Origin of the sequence: Chryseobacterium gregarium DSM 19109, from assembly GCF_000430845.1 — a bacterium.
Lineage (GTDB): Bacteria > Bacteroidota > Bacteroidia > Flavobacteriales > Weeksellaceae > Chryseobacterium > Chryseobacterium gregarium.
Window position 1 is genome coordinate 41732 of record NZ_AUMU01000001.1, and the last position, 16770, is coordinate 58501.

Genomic DNA, 16770 nt, shown 5'->3' on the forward strand with positions numbered 1-16770 from the left:
ATGATTTCGCACAAGTTTTAGAATTTTTAGTGAACAGGATTCATTTTTAGCGGAAGAATCCAGGTCTTGATCTTTTGGTTCGTTTTGCATCAAGGCAAAATGAACGAATCAACATAAAAAATAAAAAAGCCCTTTCCCTAAAGTTTGGCGACCCGGGAAAGAGCATGATTTAAAAAAGTTTAATTAAAAACCCATACCAATCTATGAAAAAATCCCTGCCATTATAGTAATGACTTTCATCGATAAAACACCCATGACCTTAAACTTTTAGCGTTAAGCAAATTGAAAAGCAAGGGCCACTAAAAAAAGTTTTGTGTCCGAAGCGCGGCTAGAATATTGAACTGAAAAACCAATAGCCAATCCGCGCAAGTTTAAACTTTTCAGCGCGGGCTCAATTTGTAGCGTAAAAAAGTTTTAAGTCTTGATTTTTTGGTTCGTTTTGTATCAAGACAAAATGAACGGATGAAAATAAACATAACGAAAGCAAAAGAAGGATTGAGTGAATCAGATATAAGATTATCAATTTCAGCGGAAGAATCCAGGTCCTGATTTTTTAGTTCGTTTGTATCAAGGCAAAATGAACGAAGCAACATAAAAATAAAAAAGCCCTTTCCTAAAGTCTGGCGACCCGGGAAAGAGCATGATTTAAAAAAGTTTAATTAAAAAACCCATACCAATTTATGAAAAGACCCCTTTACAAAGCCGACCGTTCCCACTGCTGGCCACAACCAATGACAATACTGACCGGAAGTAAAAACGACCTAGGAGTCTGGAGCGTTAAGAAAATGAGGCCTGTGAGCGTTAAGAAAATTCTACTGTCCGAAGTGCGAGACCAATAGTGATGTATTCACCCAAAAAATGAATTCGCACAAGTTTTAGAATTTTTAGTGAACAGGATTCATTTTTAGCGGAAGAATCCAAGTCTTGATCTTTTGGTTCGTTTTGCATCAAGGCAAAATGAACGGATAGAAAATAAAAATAACAGAAGCAAAAGAAGGATTGAATGAATCAGATATAAGATTATCCATTATGATCACACAGGTTTAGAATTTTTAGTGAAAAGGATTCGTTTTTAGTAGAAGAATCCAGATCCTGATCTTTTGGTCCGTTTGGTATCAAGGCAAAATAAACGGATTGAAAATAAACATGACAAAAGCAAAATAAACCATTGTAAGTGATTTGGTTCTTTTGCTTGAAGGCAAAAGAACTAAAAAAAAAGCCCTTTCCCTAAAGTTTGGCGACCCGGGAAAGAGCATGATTTAAAAAAAGTTTAATTAAAAACCCATACAAATCTATGAAAAAATCCTATTCCAACATAGGAGGCATTTTCTTTGGCCTGGTGTTTACGGCGGTAAGCATCACGGCAAAAGCCCAGACCCGGACGATTTCCGGTACTGTCACGGCATCCGGAAAACCCCTTCCGGGCGTAACGGTCTCCCAGGAGGGCAGCGACCAGGCGGCTGTGACCCGTGACAACGGCACCTACCGCCTGGAGGTGACTGCAGAAAACCCCATCCTGGTATTCAGGCATCCGGAGTATGCCGAAGAACGGATCCATGCCAGGGGCCAGGCCGTCATCAATACCGAGCTGGAACACAAAGTGAAAGGCATTGAAGAGGTGGTGGTGAATGCCGGCTACTACAAAGTGAAAGACAAGGAAAGGACAGGAAGCATCGCGAAGATTTCCGCGAAGGAGATTGAAAACCAGCCGGTGACGAATGTGTTAAGTGCCGCGCAGGGAAGGATGGCCGGCGTGAGCATTACCCAGAGTTCAGGCGTTCCCGGAGGAGGATATGACATCCAGATCCGGGGAAGGAACAGCCTGAGGACCAAAAGCAATTCGGAATTTGACGGCAACCAGCCGCTGTACGTGGTCGACGGGATACCGTTCGGGTCGGAAATGACTTCGCTGTATTCCACGTCGGTATTTTCTTCAAGAAGCATCAACCCGCTCAACAGCATCAACCCCAATGACATTGAGAAAATGGAGATCCTGAAAGATGCCGATGCTACGGCCATTTACGGGTCCAGAGGGGCGAACGGGGTTGTGCTCATCACCACCAAAAAAGGCAGATCCGGAAAGGCAGGGCTCAGCTTCAATACCTCCTACGGGCTCAGCTCCATTATTTCCAACCTTAAAATGATGGATACCGGCCAGTACCTCAGCATGCGGAAACAGGCGTTTGCCAATAACAGCATCAGTGCATACCCTGCCACCGCTTACGATGTCAACGGAACCTGGGACCAGGACCGCTATACCGACTGGCCGAAAACCCTGCTCGGAAACCTGGCCGCCTCTTCCAATACCCAGCTTTCCCTGAACGGCGGCAGTGAAACCACCTCTTTTCTCCTGAGCATGGGGCACCAGGAACAGACGACGGTATTTGACAAGGACTTCAGATACCGGAACAGCAACCTGTCCAGCCAAATTTCCCACCGTTCCAAGGACCGGAAATTCCAGCTGAACCTCTCGAATACGTTTTCGATCCAAAAGAACAACGTCCTGCGATCTGACCTGACCCGGCAGGCCTTTACCCTGGCCCCCAATGCCCCGGCCCTGTACCAGCAGGACGGAAGCCTGAACTGGCAGAACAATACCTTCAACAATCCTGTGGCGGCCTACCGTTCTACCTACAGCAATGAGAACAGGCAGTTACTGAACAGCATCAACCTCCAGTACGGCCTGTTTAAAGATTTCAGCCTCAAGCTGAACGGAGGGCTCAACTACCAGACGTTTGAAGAGCTGTCCCTGCAGCCCAATACGATGTACAATCCAGCCACGGCCAACGGGCAGTCCAGCGCCACCTCCAGGGCATCCAAAAACAACCAGGACCGGTTCTCATTTATCCTGGAGCCCCAGCTCAACTGGACTTATGAAAGCGGAAACCATACCCTCGATGTCCTGGCAGGCGGAACCTTCCAGCGGGAAACCAATGAACAGGGCTCGATGATCGGAGTCGGTTTCGAGAGCAACCTGTTTATTGAAAACCTCGGGGCTGCCAAGACCAAAGTAATCAGCGACCAGCTGCATACCGAATACCGCTACGGCGCCGTATTCGGAAGGGTGAACTACCAGTATAAAAAGCGCTACCTGCTGAATGTAACGGGGAGGCGGGACGGCAGCAGCCGTTTCGGGACCAATAAAAAGTTTGCGAACTTCGGTGCCGTGGGAGCAGCATGGCTGTTCAGCGAGGAAGCTTTCCTAAAGGATTCCCGGTGGCTGAGCTTCGGGAAACTGAGAAGCAGTTTCGGAACGGCGGGAAGCGACAATATCGGGGACTACCAGTACATCGATACCTATACGGTCTCATCCGCCAACCCTTACAACAACATCAACGGGCTGCTTCCCTCGAGGCTCTACAATCCCGATTACAGCTGGGAAAAAACCACCAAGCTCGAAGCGGCCCTGGAGACGGGATTCTTCGGAAACCGCCTGAACCTTACGGCCGCCTGGTACCGGAACCGGTCTGCCAATCAGCTCATCGGCTACCAGCTTCCGTCCGTCACAGGTTTCCCGTCGGTACTCGCCAACCTGAATGCGGAGGTGGAAAACCGGGGCTGGGAATTTGAGCTCAGCGGAAAGCCCCTGAAAGGCAAATTCCAATGGGAGACCGGAATCAATGTCACGTTTCCGGAGAACCGGCTGATTTCGTTTCCCGGGCTTGAAGGCTCCACTTATGCCAATGACTTTATGATCGGGTATTCTACCTCCCTGATCAAGCTCTACCAGCTTGAAGGGCTCAACCCGCAGACCGGTGCCTATGCCTTCACAGATTATAACGGTGACGGTAAGATCTCTTCTCCCCAGGACAACCGGGTGGCGGAAGACCTCAGCGTCAGGTATTTCGGTGGCTGGAACAATAATCTGACCTATCAGAATTTCAGCCTGTCATTCCTGTTCCAGTTTGTAAAGCAACGGGCTAAAAACTTTAACAGCTCCCTGCCGGTTCCCGGCAGCCTGAACAACCAGCCTCTCGAGGTGCTGGATGTCTGGAGCCCCCAGAACCCTTCCGGAACGTATATGCCCTACACCACGCAGAGCAGCCCGCTGCATTCGTTATTCCAGAATTCAACGGCTGCGGTATCGGACGCCTCCTACATCAGGCTGAAAAACGTGCAGCTGTCCTACAGCATTCCCCTAAAAGAATCGGCATTCCGGAACGTCAGGATTTATTTCCAGGGACAGAACCTGCTGACCTTTACCAAATATTTCGGGATCGATCCCGAGTTTACGGGAATGGGCTTTTTGCCGCCGCTGAAAACGTATTCATTCGGGATGCAGCTGAGCCTGTGAAGTGAAATGGATGAAGTAAAAGGTAAAATGTATAAAGTAAAATGTAAAATGTACAAAGTAATAAGTAAAGGGGTGAGTGGAAAGAGGCGGGTGGGGTTGAGGGTTGCGTGATTTTATGATGATAAGCAGGGGTAAAGCCGCCGCCGGTATCAATACGTCTTTTTTAAGCATACCCTTATCCGCATCTTGATCCGCCATCTCAATCCTGAAACAATAAAACAATAAAACAAAAAAAAATGAAAACAACGATACAAAAATTAACCCTGACAGGGATGCTTAGTGTTCTGACCATGACCGTCTGCTTCTCCTGTGAAAAGATGCTCGAAGTGGATACGCCTGAAAACCAGATCGACCGTGAAATGGTCTTCAACGATGTACAGACCGCCAATGCCGCGCTGGCAGGACTGTATTCCGGCATCCGTGACCAGTCTTCGGTTTCCGGTGACCAGCTGGGGCCCATTATGGGAACCTATACCGATGATCTCGATAACCATGTGCTGACTTCGGCCAACGGGATTATCGATATCTACCGCAACCAGCTTATTGAGAGCAATTCTGTTATTTATACCCTATGGTCGTACAATTACAAACAGGTGTATACCGCGAATGCCATTCTCGAAGGCATTGACTCTTCGGAATCGCTCCCTCCGGCAGATAAAAACCGGATCAAAGGGGAAGCCCTGTTTCTCCGGTCACTGATGTTCTACCACCTCCAGCAGATCTTCGGCGGTATCGCCTATCCGGTGACCACCAGCTACCAGACCAATCAGTCCATTGCCAGGACACCGTCTGCGGAAGTGCTGCAAAAGCTGGAATCGGACCTCCGGGAATCAGCAGGATTGTTAAGCGATCCCTATACCAACCCGGAGAGAATCTATGCCAACAGGAAGACCGCTGAAATGCTCCTGGCCAAAGTGCTGATGGACCAGGGCCGTTGGGCAGAATCGGAAACGGTTTTGAAAGGCATTATCCAGGATTCACAGTATGCCTGGGAAACGGACCTGACCAAGGTATTCCTGAAATCGGGAAAACATATCCTCTGGCAGCTGAAGCCTTCCCAGGCAGGAAACCCTACGATAGAGGCCAATGTGTATTTCTTCGGAAATGCCGCGCCGACCAATTATTCACTCAGCCCGGCGCTGTACCAGTCCTTTGCCGCCGGTGACCAGCGCAGACAGAAATGGATCCTCGCGACCACCGTCGGCGCAAATACCTGGTACAAAGCCGACAAGTATAAACTCCGGTCCAACAACAGCACGGAATACTCCATTGTCTTCAGGCTGGAAGAAGCCTATCTGCTGCTGGCGGAAAGCCTGGCCAGGCAGAACAAGCTGACCGAAGCGCTGCCCTTTCTGAACGCCACAAGGCTTCGTGCAGGACTGGCGGCAGTACCTGCGCCCCTCTCACAGCCCGTCCTGTTGGAGGCCATCCTGGATGAGGACCGGAAAGAATTTTTTGCAGAAATGGGCAAGCGTTTCTTTGACCTTAAAAGAACGGGGCAGCTCAGCCAGCTGACGGCAGTAAAACCCAACTGGAAAGCCGAGCACCAGCTGTGGCCGGTGCCGCAGCAGGAACTTTTGTTAAACCCTCATTTGCTGCCTCAAAATACAGGATACTGATGAACAGACGATTTAATATTACATGCACCGCCTTCCTAAGCCTGCTCCTGCTGCTTGTTCCACACCCAGAGCTCTCTGCCCAGAAAAAAGACAGCCTGGAACGGCTGATGGGCAAAAATTATAAGCTGCAGATCCTGGGCTTTTCCAACAAAGGCAGCTGGGTGATGGCAGAAAAGAGATACGGGCACAGCAGCGACAGTACGTTTATATTCAGTACCCACGGAAAGGGCAGTGAAGCGGGAACGATCATCAGGATGAAAGGCTCGCGTGTTTTTTTAAAAGAAGAAGCGGTGCTGTCTTCCGGCGGCGGCAAGGCAGAATACCGGAATTTGAAAACAGGAAGTAAGACGGCCTACCATAACATCAAAAGAGCGACCGGCCTGCCTGCGACGGGAATGTATTCTGTACTGGACCAGGAAAACAAAATATCGGTATATGATCTGTCAGGCAAGCGGTTATACAGCATTAATGATATCGAAGGCTTCGAGATAACGGACGAAACCGCCAGGACGTACGTGAACAGAAGGGTAGGGGCGGCGCATGAGCTTTATGATATTTCAGGAACAATGCCTCAGAAATTATACACCTCAGTTTATCCGCTGCAGCACGTCATGATGAGCCGTTCAAAATCCTACCTTCTGGCTGTTGAGAACGATCCTGTTTCCGGGACGAGGAAGTTGATTGCCATCCGGACTGCGACAGGACAACTTATGCAGGCCATCATTCCCGGGATGCACCAGGATGATGCTCCGTCATTTACCGAATTTGGAAACGGAACTTCCCTGTTTATCCATGGGGTGCACCACATCCCCCGAAATAAAATGGTGGAGATCTGGTACGGGAACGACGGCAATCTCCAGAAGAACGAAATCGGTTCTGATATGGTCTCTGCCTATTGGATCATGAACATGAAGTCTGGAAAAATTGAGAGGCTGCCGTCAGAAGGAATGCAGATGCTTCCCACCGGGGACCACCGGCATTTCCTGGCCTTCAGGGCCGGAGCCGTCCAGGATTACCGGACGCTGAATGAGCATATCGACATGAGCCTCTATGATTTGGAAACCCGGTCATTCAGGAAGCTGGACACGATTAAAAACGGAGACCTGTATCTCTCGTCCCAAGGGAGCCTGCTGGCCTACCGGTCCATGGACAATCAATGGATCATCTCGGACCTTACCCGAAAGGATAAAACAGCCCTAAGCAGGGAGAAACTCCGGAATCCTGCATTTTCTGATGATGATGGTGAAATCTATTTTGAAAGCGATCAGGGGCTGTATGTTTATTCAGTGCGAAAACAGTCTTTGCAGATAATTCCCGAAACCAAAAACCAAAAGGTGAAACTGGTCAACAGGGACCGTACAGGATTTCCTGCCGGTAATTCACACCTGTACCGGATCACCTTGAAGAAAGGAAGCCCCGTGGTTTTCGAGTCAAGGGATGAAGATCAGAATACGACCGCTTATTATACCCTGCAGAAAGGGAAAGTCAGGACAATGATTCCGGCCAATCCGAACTTTATTTCCTCTATCGAATTAACGGAAGATGCATCAGCTTCTGTTTTTGTGGAAGAGAACTATACGGTGCCTCCAAAACTGGTCTTCCGGAAAAGCAGTCCCGGGAAGTTGCCTGTTGTCCTGCAGAGCTATACCGGGGATGTGAAAGTAAAATCTTTTAAGCAGGAAATCATCCGCTATTCCAATTCGGAAGGCAGGCCTTTGAAAGGGATTTTGTATTATCCCGCCGGTTTTGATGCGTCTAAGCAATACCCGATGGTGGTAAGGATTTACCAGGTCCAGAGTGATACCTCGAATCATTACCATGTGCTGGGATATTATAACCCGGTTGCTTTCGATCTCCGTGCCCTGGTCGAGAATGGATATTTTGTCTATCTTCCCGATATTGTTTTCGGACCGCAGGGGACCGGGCTTTCTGCACTGGATTGCGTGCACCGGGGATTGGATGCCATCCAGGACAGGCCTTATATCAATCCCGCCAAAATAGGATTGACCGGCCATTCACACGGAGGGTATGAGACCAATTTTATTGCTACCCATTCCGATCGGTTTGCGACTTACCTGTCAGGAGCAGGAAACAGCGATATCGTAAGGTCATATTTTTCTTACAATTACAATTTCCACAGCCCTTTTTACTGGCAGTTTGAAGACGGACAGTATGAGATGCCTCTGCCTTTTGCGTCCGATAAAGAATTATATTTCAGGAATAATCCCATCCATTATTCCGAAAAGGTCAACGCTCCCATATTGCTTTGGGCAGGAAAAAAAGACAAGAACATTGCATGGGACCAGGTAATGGAATTCTATATAGGACTGAAGCGGCATCAGAAAGACGTTGTTGCCTTATTCTACCCGGACCAGGGGCATGCCCTCGGACTGTCAAGCCCTGAAAAAAATGATCTCTATTACAAGGCGCTGGACTGGTGGGATTATTTCCTGAAAGATAAAAAGAATATCCCATGGATTGACCGACAGATGAAAAAGGACGCTTTGTAGCGTCATTTGTTCGTATGTATAGAATACCCTATTATCTTAAAACCTTTTTAAATGCATTGAACAAAAAATACATGGTAAAAGTACAGGAAGCTGATATGATGTTACCGTTTCATCCAGGGTGTTTTTAGATAATCTACGTCAGGGCCTGTTTTAATGACACGATAATTACCCAACAATACCTCCCGGAGCAATGAGAGGTATTGTATTGATTTGAAAATGAGAATATTTACTTGTCTATTACTGATTTCAAAATTGATACCAAACAGGTATTTAAATCATTGAATGGTGATTTGTGTGGTATTTTTTTATAATTATAATCCAGGAGTGTTTTATTCATATACGATCAATGTAAAAAATTCTGCAGCGCATTTCTGTATTTGAAAGTAATACCTGATTGTGAAGCCTAAAAAATAAGGAAAAGATGTCGGCTTTTGAAGTATCTTTTATCAATACGATTTCCTGGTAAAATTCAAATTGTTCTAATCTAAAGATAAAGAGTGTATTGATGTCTTAATTTAAATACAAACGAAGTTTTCAAAGCTGAAACGGTATGCATTTTGGTTACAGATCAGTGAATTACCTCACAGGTACCAACAGGTTAATTTGCATCAGATTAATACCTCTGATCTTATAACCATGAGAAGTAATCCATCACCCAATCAAAATACCATTACAATGAAAAAAGCTTCACTGAAAACAATTGCACAAAAAATGAAAAATTTAGACTTCTGTATGATGATTACTCATGACGGAAGGCATGCTACCTACTCAAGGCCCATGAGCAATAACGGCAAGGTAGAATATGACGGCGACTCATGGTTTTTCACCTATGAGGACAGCAATAAAGTCCGACAAATTCAGACAGATCACCGGATAAGCCTTATATACCAGACTGATGATATGTTATTCATCGATTGTCACGGTACGGCAGCAATTGTTACCGACAAAGAAATATTAAAAGAAAAATGGGTTGAAGGGCTGGAACAATGGTTTCCCGAAGGCATTGATACGCCCGGAATTTGCCTGTTGAAAGTTACTGCAAAGCGGGTAACCTTCTGGCATAAGGAAGAGGAAGGCGAATATACCCCATCCTGAAAATAAGGATTCTGAAAATATATGGATGCAGCGGATAAGGTGTTTCATATTAATTCCTTTTATCTTCAGGATTCCTAAATGACATTTAAGATTGAAAAGGGCGCCGACAGGCGCCCCTCTTATTAAGGTTTAAACAATTCTTCTCCGCACATCGTCGGATTTGCAGAAAATCCCTGTACCAGGTGGACATCGGTATCCACTGACCATTCACAGGGTTGGTCACCTACCGTTTCGCACTGCTGATTGGCTGCAATACATTCACCGCTTTCGATGTCGATCCTATAGCCCGGCTGCAGGGCTTTTTTTGAATCGCTGTTCGCTTTCGTTGCAAAAGCTGCGCCTGTGCCCATCAAAATCAGGACCACAGGAATCATAAGTTTTTTCATAGTAAAAATATGTAAATTGGTGCCTACTCTTTGTTCAGGTTTTCGGCTTCCCCTGACCGGTATAAATCTTTAATAGGTTTAGTAAAACGATAGCGGATCAATTCATTTCCCATTATAATAAACAGGTAATGATCATTGGCTGTCATCTTAGAAATTTTGTTTCCGTTTCTGTTTTTGATATAAAAGCTCCCTGCATATTCGTGTTTATCCGTAAAATACATATCCACCACGGAAACTCCCTGCCCTGATTCGGCAGACTCATTTCTCGCCTTTGAAGCAGAGGAGATAAAGACTAGGTTGCTGTTGGCGGTGCATGCCTTATTGATCTTAACCGGCGGTGCACTCATCTTTCGCCTGCCGTCACTTAAAACAGTCACCTTAACCTGTGCAGTGGTTACGGTATCGATGGTACGGAAACGGTCTTTTAAATGCACACGGTCATCCATCAGCATAAACTCATTACGGTAACTGTAGGCATAGATAAGCTCTTTGCTATTTTGTTTCTTAACGAGAAAGCCGTCTGAATCAAAGACCCCGTCAATCTGCTTTTGCAGGATGCCTTCGGAGAGTTTGATCTTTGGAATCCTGTGCAGGTCAAGATCAGCCAATGTATAATACCGGGTGACCCGGTTTTGGGTCCGTAGGGCAAACCTTGCGGTATCTAAGGGGACCAGCTGATTGAAATACGCATCGCCACGGCTGATGAGGCGGCCCCGGAAATCGTTTAGGCTTCCCCGGTAGATTACCGGTACCGTTCCGTCATAGAGGTAGAAGTTTTTATTCAGTATCCGGACCTGAAGGTTGCGGAAGGGATAATCCTTGTCGCTGAGCTTTATTTTATTCTGCTTAAACGCTGTGAGGTCAAATTCTATATCTGAAAGTACAAGAGGCGCAGTGTAATTTCCTAAGTAAATTTTCTGATCATCCATACCTGAAAAGTAGAATGAGTTCACTTTCAGATCATAGATCTTATCCTGAATGACAGGATGAATTAAGAACCTGCGCGTAAAATTATTATCTTTTTTGATGATATATTCTGAAGAGAAGAACAGAGCAATAATGAAAAGGCAGCTCAATACATTGCTCGCTATTAATGTAATCATCATTCTTTTAGTGGAGTACCTTTGTGCTTTGCTACCGGCTGCCACCGCTGTCATTCCCAGCAGGACACCGATCAAGTTGAAAATTAAATGCTCGGTCCATCCGAGCTTTTCAAGAATGCCACCACAGGAGCAGGGGACAAAATCACTGTAATGTAATATCAGATAAATATAAACGGTGAATGCTGACATGATGGCGGTTGATGCATACAGACCTAATAACCGCGTGCGTACCCATGCCAAAAGAAAGACAATCATCAGTTCAGTAATAATGACCGCATAGGATATATAAAAAGCATACGCACTCAATAAGGGGGACTGACCAATCTGAACCTGGAAATTTTCGAAATCCAGTGCCTTACTGATGGCTGCATAGCAGAACAGTAAAATAAAAAAGTAGCTTGCCCACTTTATAATTCTTAATCTAAATGTCTTCATGGTTACGGTTTTTTACGAAAGCCATAGGTCTCTTACTATGATATTAAGGAATTTTTCTTGCGTCGGAGCAAATACTCATACTGCTGCAAAAATAAAACCTGCCGTTTTATATGATCCGCTGACCTTCTATGGACTATCTTCAGTGTATACATTTGATACTTTACCAGACGCTGTCTTTAGCGGGCTTCCAATGCTGTTTGTCTCTTCTGGGTTCATCGTCGTCACCGGTATCGGAAGTTTTCGGATCCGGGCTTTCATACATTACCGGATCTTCATTTTTTGCAGAAGTTCCGTTGTTCTGATCAGGGTTTTTCATCGGTTTCATTTTTAATTCTTCCTGCTGTCCGGATATCATTTCATCGTGGGGTCTTTCGCATGACCCTATTATAAATACAGATAATAAGCCGCAAATTGAGATGTACTTTTTCATGATGTGTTTTTAGTATTGATTAAAAGTTAAGCCGGCCGGATTGACTGGAATTCTGATCCGAAATTAGGATGTTCCATAGCCTAAAGAAAGAAAATACGGGATGGATATATCCATTTAGTGGGAATAATTGATCTTTTGTTCCTGTTAAATTGCGGTGTATGGTATTGATTATTATTAATTTATATTGTTTTAGGCTGACGGATTCCCATATGCCTGTTTTGATGCCATATTTTAATTAATTTTGATATAACCCTAATAACATGCGAACGATTACTACACTTTTATTGCTTATGTTTGTTTTGCCTTTGAGCGTCACTCAAGGCCAGCAAAAGCAAAACTCCTACAGGAAACTTTCTTCACTTTTCAATTCTTATGATGAGAATGATGAGCGGGCATTGGTATTCGTGAATAAATATATCGGGAAAGCTAAATCAGAAAAGAATGTTCTGAAATTAATTGCAGGCTATGAAGAAGCGATCTATTACAGCAGCAATCCTCAGCGGAAACTGTTGTATGCTGACAGTGCCATCCGTGTGGCCCTGCACTCTAAAAACCCGGACCAGATTTCGAGAGCCTATCTGGGAAAGGGAATTATCTATTATTACAATACCGGAAACATTAAAAAAGCACTTGGAGAATACCTGATTGCCTTCAGATACTCCAAACATTCCGAAGATGGTTATTTAAGAAACAAGATTGTCTACCATCTGGGTATCGTTAAATGTTATCTGGGATATTACAGCGAGTCTGTACAGCATTTCACTGAAACTGCCGGCTTCTTTGAAAAAAACATGAAGGCACCGGGTATCCACGATAACATCAGGCTAAACCATGAATCAGGCTATTTTAACAGTATATACCGTCTCAGTACATCCTATTCCAATATGGGCATGTATAAAAAGGAAGATTCTTTAATTGACCTGGGACTGAACCTCATCGTAAATGACAATAAACACCCGATTGAATATGCGTATTTCCAGAGGGGAAGGGGAATACAGCTTCTCAGGCAGGAACAGCCCAGTGAAGCATTAAAGCATTTCATGCTTTCGAGGGATATTTTAATTCATAAACAGGATTTTGCATCACTGGCCAGTGTTGATTTTTATGTAGGGAAGCTGTATTGGCATAGCGGAAACCGCAGGCGGTCCCTGTTCTATCTGAAAAAGGTAGATTCTATAGCGAACAAATACCGGTTGATCACGCCTGAGATCAGATCCACTTATGAATACCTCATCAATGATGCCAAGCAAAATCACAACGATTCCGGCCAGCTGTACTATACCAATCAGTTACTTCGGGCAGATTCGGTTATCACTGCTGATTTTGCCGGGCTTTCTTCAAAGATAAAGCATGAATACGATACCGACCGGCTGACTGATGAAAAAGAACTGCTGGTCAGAAAACAGAAACGATCAGACGTACTGTGGATTGTGTCTTTGTTTTCGACAGCAGGTTTAATCTTTTTTTTAATCTGCCGGTTCCGACGGAAAGAAAAACGGCTTACGGCCCGGTATGACCAGCTGATCAAAAACATGCATAAGAAGAAAGGGGAGGATACTCCTGAACCTATAAAACCTGCCAGGGATTTTACCAGGAGTTCATACAGCATGGAACAGATTGAAGAAGTTAAGAATAAGCTGAAAGTTTTTGAAGAAAAGAAACAATTCCTTAAGAAAAATCTGAAATTACCGGATGTGGCCGCTTTAATCGGGACTAACCGTACGACATTATCATACGTCCTGAATGACCATCTCGGGATTACCTTTCCGGACTACCTGAAAAGGTTAAGGATTAACTATATAACCGGACTGATGCTGAAAGATAAAAAATACCTGAACTTTACCATGGATGGCCTGGCGGAAAAATGCGGGATGTCCAACAGGCAGGTTTTTTCAACCCATTTTCTTGAAATAACCGGAATGAGGCCCATTGATTTTATCCGTAAAAGACTGGAACAGCTGGAAAAAAATTAGAGCCATATATTCAATCGGGCTTTTACATCATACAAGTCAATAAATGCTTTGATAGACTTGATTGCCTGATAACTGATTATTTAAAACGGGGATTGATGTTTTAAAATATAATTCACCTTTAAAAAAAATAAAAAAACGGCTAAGGTGAAGCTTAACCGTTTGGAATTTATTATTAGCCGGTTCCTTAGGTTTCAGGGAATGATTTTCTCTTCTTTCAATTTTTTAAACAGATCAAGAAAAGAATCCTCCGTGCTTTGAAAAACGGCAAATCCTGCTTTTCTGCTTTTCGATACGTCGGTCATGACCTCGATAGGCCTTCCCAGGTCAAGATCGGTATGCCAGGCAGAAGTTAATTTCGAGAGGTCATTTTCTTTTAAATTATAACGTCCGGCAATCTGTTTCCAGATTTCCTGCTTACCTTCCAGCTCTTTTTCGAGAGGTTTGACAGATTCATCAAAGCCTTCGGCTTCTATCCTAAAATAATCTGCAATTCTGCTCCATAGCCACTTCCACCGGAATACATCCCCGTTGGTCACATTGAAGGCCTGGTCTTTCGCGGCTTCGGTAACAGAGGCCCAGACCAGTTGTTTAGCCAAAACCCGGGCATCCGTTACATCAGACAGTCCGTTCCACTGGGCTGCTGATCCCGGCCAGATGAATTTTGTCCCGGTTTCTTTACAGATACTGGCATACACGGCTAATGTAATCCCCATGTTCATCAGATTGCCGATTGCATATCCGATAACCGTATGAGGCCTGTGGATGCTCCAGGTGAAACCGTCTCTTTCAGCGGCTTCATACACTGCATCTTCCTGCGCATAATAAAAATTGGGATGTTCCAGGCGCGGCTGCTCTTCCCGCAAAGGCGTCTCGGGTAATGTTCCGGAATTGGCATACGCATCAAACGGGCCTAAATAGTGTTTTAAACCGGTTACCAGCGCCACGTGCTTCACTGATTTTTTGGGAGACAGGACCTGGAGAAGATTTCTTACCAGGGCACTGTTGATCCGGATATTCTCTTCTTCCGTATCATTCCGCATCCAGGTAGTGAAGAAAATATGAGTGGGGAAGATTCCTTCCAAAGCATCTGCCAGACTGTGTTCATCCAAAAGGTCAGCTTTTACAGGATTCAGTCCTGAAACCGAGCGGTTGGGGTTTCTTGCCAGACCATATGTGGTCCAGCCCTGTGATATCAGTTCCTGAGCAAGGTTGCTGCCTGTGATTCCGGTAGAACCGACTACTAACGCAATATTTTCCATACTATAAATTATTAATGAGTTGATTACCTGATCTTCTTAAGACCAGAGAACAAAGATAGAGGCGGTTCAGGATAAAAACACTTGATGTAGATCATGAGTTTTCCAAGCAGATCAGCGGAGCCGTATTTTTTTCCGGATCCTGCTGACGGTTTCAGGGCTCAACCCAAGATAGGAAGCAATGAAGCGGTGGGAAATTTTCTGCATCATTTCAGGATTCTTTTTTACCAGCTGAAGGTATTTTTCCTCGGCCGTAAAGCTGTTGGAAACCATCAGTCTCTGATCCTTCGTCACCAGGCTGTTTTGGTACAGGATCCTGAAATAACGGTCCATCACGGGAATCTGCAAGGTCAGTTTTTCATAATCCTCATAGCTGATCAGTAACAGGTCTGAATCTTCAATGGCATCAATATTCAATACTGCTTTTTCCTGATTGATAAAGCTGTTGAAATCCGAGATCCACCAGCCTTCAAAAGCAAATAAACTGATCCGCTGCTGGCCTTTTTCATCCAGGACATAGGATTTCAGAATGCCTTTGCTTACAAATGACAGATACCTGCACAGCTCATCCTGCCGCAATAAAAACTGTTTTTTACGGAGCTTTTTCTCGATAAAAAACGATTTTAACAATTCTATTTGATCATTATTCAGATCAACTTTTTCCTTGATATGGGAAATTAAGACATCAAACATAGAGTAATTTAATACTGAAATTCAGCAGAATGCTAATGTACCGATATTAATTATAACAGTCAACTTCATTAACACGGGTCTTTAGATGGTACAGTTGGTATGATTAATTATTTACCCATGAATTCCCGATTGAATTGATTATTTTTATAACTGAAAATGCAGAGATCATGAATATAAACCTAACGAATAAAAATGCTCTTGTAGGAGCGGCCACTCAGGGAATCGGTGCCGGGATTGCCGTTGAGCTTGCCCGGTGCGGTGCCAACGTAACGGTAATGTCCCGTAATAAACAAAAACTCAAAGATTTTACCGTGTTGCTGCCGGTGATTAACGGGAAACAGAAACATCAGTACCTTGTTGCCGATTTTTCTGATTTTGAACGTTATAAAAAGGTTATTTCAGATTATTTTGAAAGCCATTCGATCGATATTCTGGTCAACAATACCAATGGCCCGGAAGCGGGATCTGCAATGGATAAGAATGTTGAAGATTTTCAGACGGCCTTTGACCTCCTTTTTAAAACCGTTTTCGAAACCACTGCACTGGCTTTGCCGTCGATGGTTGAAAAGAAGTGGGGAAGGATCATTAATGTTTCCTCGCTGTCGGTGAAAGAACCGATTCCGGATCTGGTGCTTTCAAATTCAATACGTTCCGCCGTTCTGGCCTGGGCCAAATCTTTGTCAAATGAAGTGGCTGCACATCAGATAACCGTCAACACGGTCTTAACGGGTTATTTTGATACCGAAAGAATCCGGGAACTGATAGCTGCTGAATCTGAAAAGAAAAATATCTCCAAAGAAGAGATCCTGAAAACACGAGAAGATAAGATCCCGATGAAACGCCTGGGTAAACCTGAAGAATACGGCCATCTGGCAGCATTTTTAGCTTCAGACTATGCTTCTTACCTTACCGGAGCAGGTATTCCTCTGGACGGCGGCCTGGCAAATACTTACTGACAGCATGTCAAATAAAAGCT

At 44.7% G+C, this 16770-nt stretch carries 11 protein-coding genes; 6 read left to right on the top strand and 5 right to left on the bottom strand.

Annotated features, from left to right (window positions below; translation table 11 throughout):
* Positions 1–1294 precede the first annotated feature (1294 nt).
* From H561_RS0100295 to H561_RS0100310, 4 genes are all read left to right on the top strand, one after another.
* Positions 1295–4294, top strand: a complete 3000-nt coding sequence (locus H561_RS0100295; protein WP_027385173.1) for a SusC/RagA family TonB-linked outer membrane protein — start codon at positions 1295–1297, stop codon at positions 4292–4294.
* A 236-nt stretch (positions 4295–4530) separates the two neighbouring features.
* The gene (locus H561_RS0100300) at positions 4531–5913 is read left to right on the top strand and encodes a RagB/SusD family nutrient uptake outer membrane protein (protein ID WP_027385174.1); all 1383 of its coding nucleotides are present in this window, start codon (positions 4531–4533) and stop codon (positions 5911–5913) included.
* Positions 5913–8423 carry a S9 family peptidase gene (locus tag H561_RS0100305; RefSeq protein WP_027385175.1) on the top strand — a complete coding sequence of 837 codons (2511 nt, stop codon included), beginning with the start codon at positions 5913–5915 and terminating at the stop codon, positions 8421–8423. Before H561_RS0100300 ends, H561_RS0100305 begins: the two co-directional genes overlap by 1 nt.
* 675 nt (positions 8424–9098) lie before the next feature.
* The gene (locus H561_RS0100310) at positions 9099–9518 is read left to right on the top strand and encodes a pyridoxamine 5'-phosphate oxidase family protein (protein WP_027385176.1); all 420 of its coding nucleotides are present in this window, start codon (positions 9099–9101) and stop codon (positions 9516–9518) included.
* Between the two features lie 122 nt (positions 9519–9640).
* Here H561_RS0100310 and H561_RS0100315 read toward each other — a convergent pair whose 3' ends face one another.
* From H561_RS0100315 to H561_RS0100325, 3 genes are all read right to left on the bottom strand, one after another.
* Positions 9641–9904, bottom strand: a complete 264-nt coding sequence (locus H561_RS0100315) for a DUF6520 family protein (RefSeq protein ID WP_027385177.1) — start codon at positions 9902–9904, stop codon at positions 9641–9643.
* Positions 9905–9927: 23 nt separating this feature from the next.
* Complete coding sequence (locus H561_RS0100320; protein WP_027385178.1) at positions 9928–11442, bottom strand: MauE/DoxX family redox-associated membrane protein; 1515 nt, start codon at positions 11440–11442, stop codon at positions 9928–9930.
* 160 nt (positions 11443–11602) lie between these two features.
* Positions 11603–11872: a hypothetical protein gene (locus H561_RS0100325; RefSeq protein ID WP_155845706.1), complete on the bottom strand. Its 270-nt coding sequence runs from the start codon at positions 11870–11872 to the stop codon at positions 11603–11605.
* Between the two features lie 260 nt (positions 11873–12132).
* Between H561_RS0100325 and H561_RS0100330 the strand changes: the two genes are divergently transcribed.
* Positions 12133–13845: a helix-turn-helix domain-containing protein gene (locus tag H561_RS0100330; protein ID WP_081411611.1), complete on the top strand. Its 1713-nt coding sequence runs from the start codon at positions 12133–12135 to the stop codon at positions 13843–13845.
* Between the two features lie 191 nt (positions 13846–14036).
* Here H561_RS0100330 and H561_RS0100335 read toward each other — a convergent pair whose 3' ends face one another.
* Positions 14037–15104: an SDR family oxidoreductase gene (locus H561_RS0100335; RefSeq protein ID WP_027385181.1), complete on the bottom strand. Its 1068-nt coding sequence runs from the start codon at positions 15102–15104 to the stop codon at positions 14037–14039.
* Between the two features lie 111 nt (positions 15105–15215).
* Positions 15216–15794, bottom strand: a complete 579-nt coding sequence (locus H561_RS0100340; protein ID WP_027385182.1) for a Crp/Fnr family transcriptional regulator — start codon at positions 15792–15794, stop codon at positions 15216–15218.
* Positions 15795–15961: 167 nt separating this feature from the next.
* Here H561_RS0100340 and H561_RS0100345 point away from each other — a divergent pair, with 167 nt between their 5' ends.
* On the top strand, positions 15962–16750 hold the full coding sequence (locus H561_RS0100345; protein ID WP_027385183.1) for an SDR family oxidoreductase: 789 nt from the start codon (positions 15962–15964) through the stop codon (positions 16748–16750).
* Positions 16751–16770 lie beyond the last annotated feature (20 nt).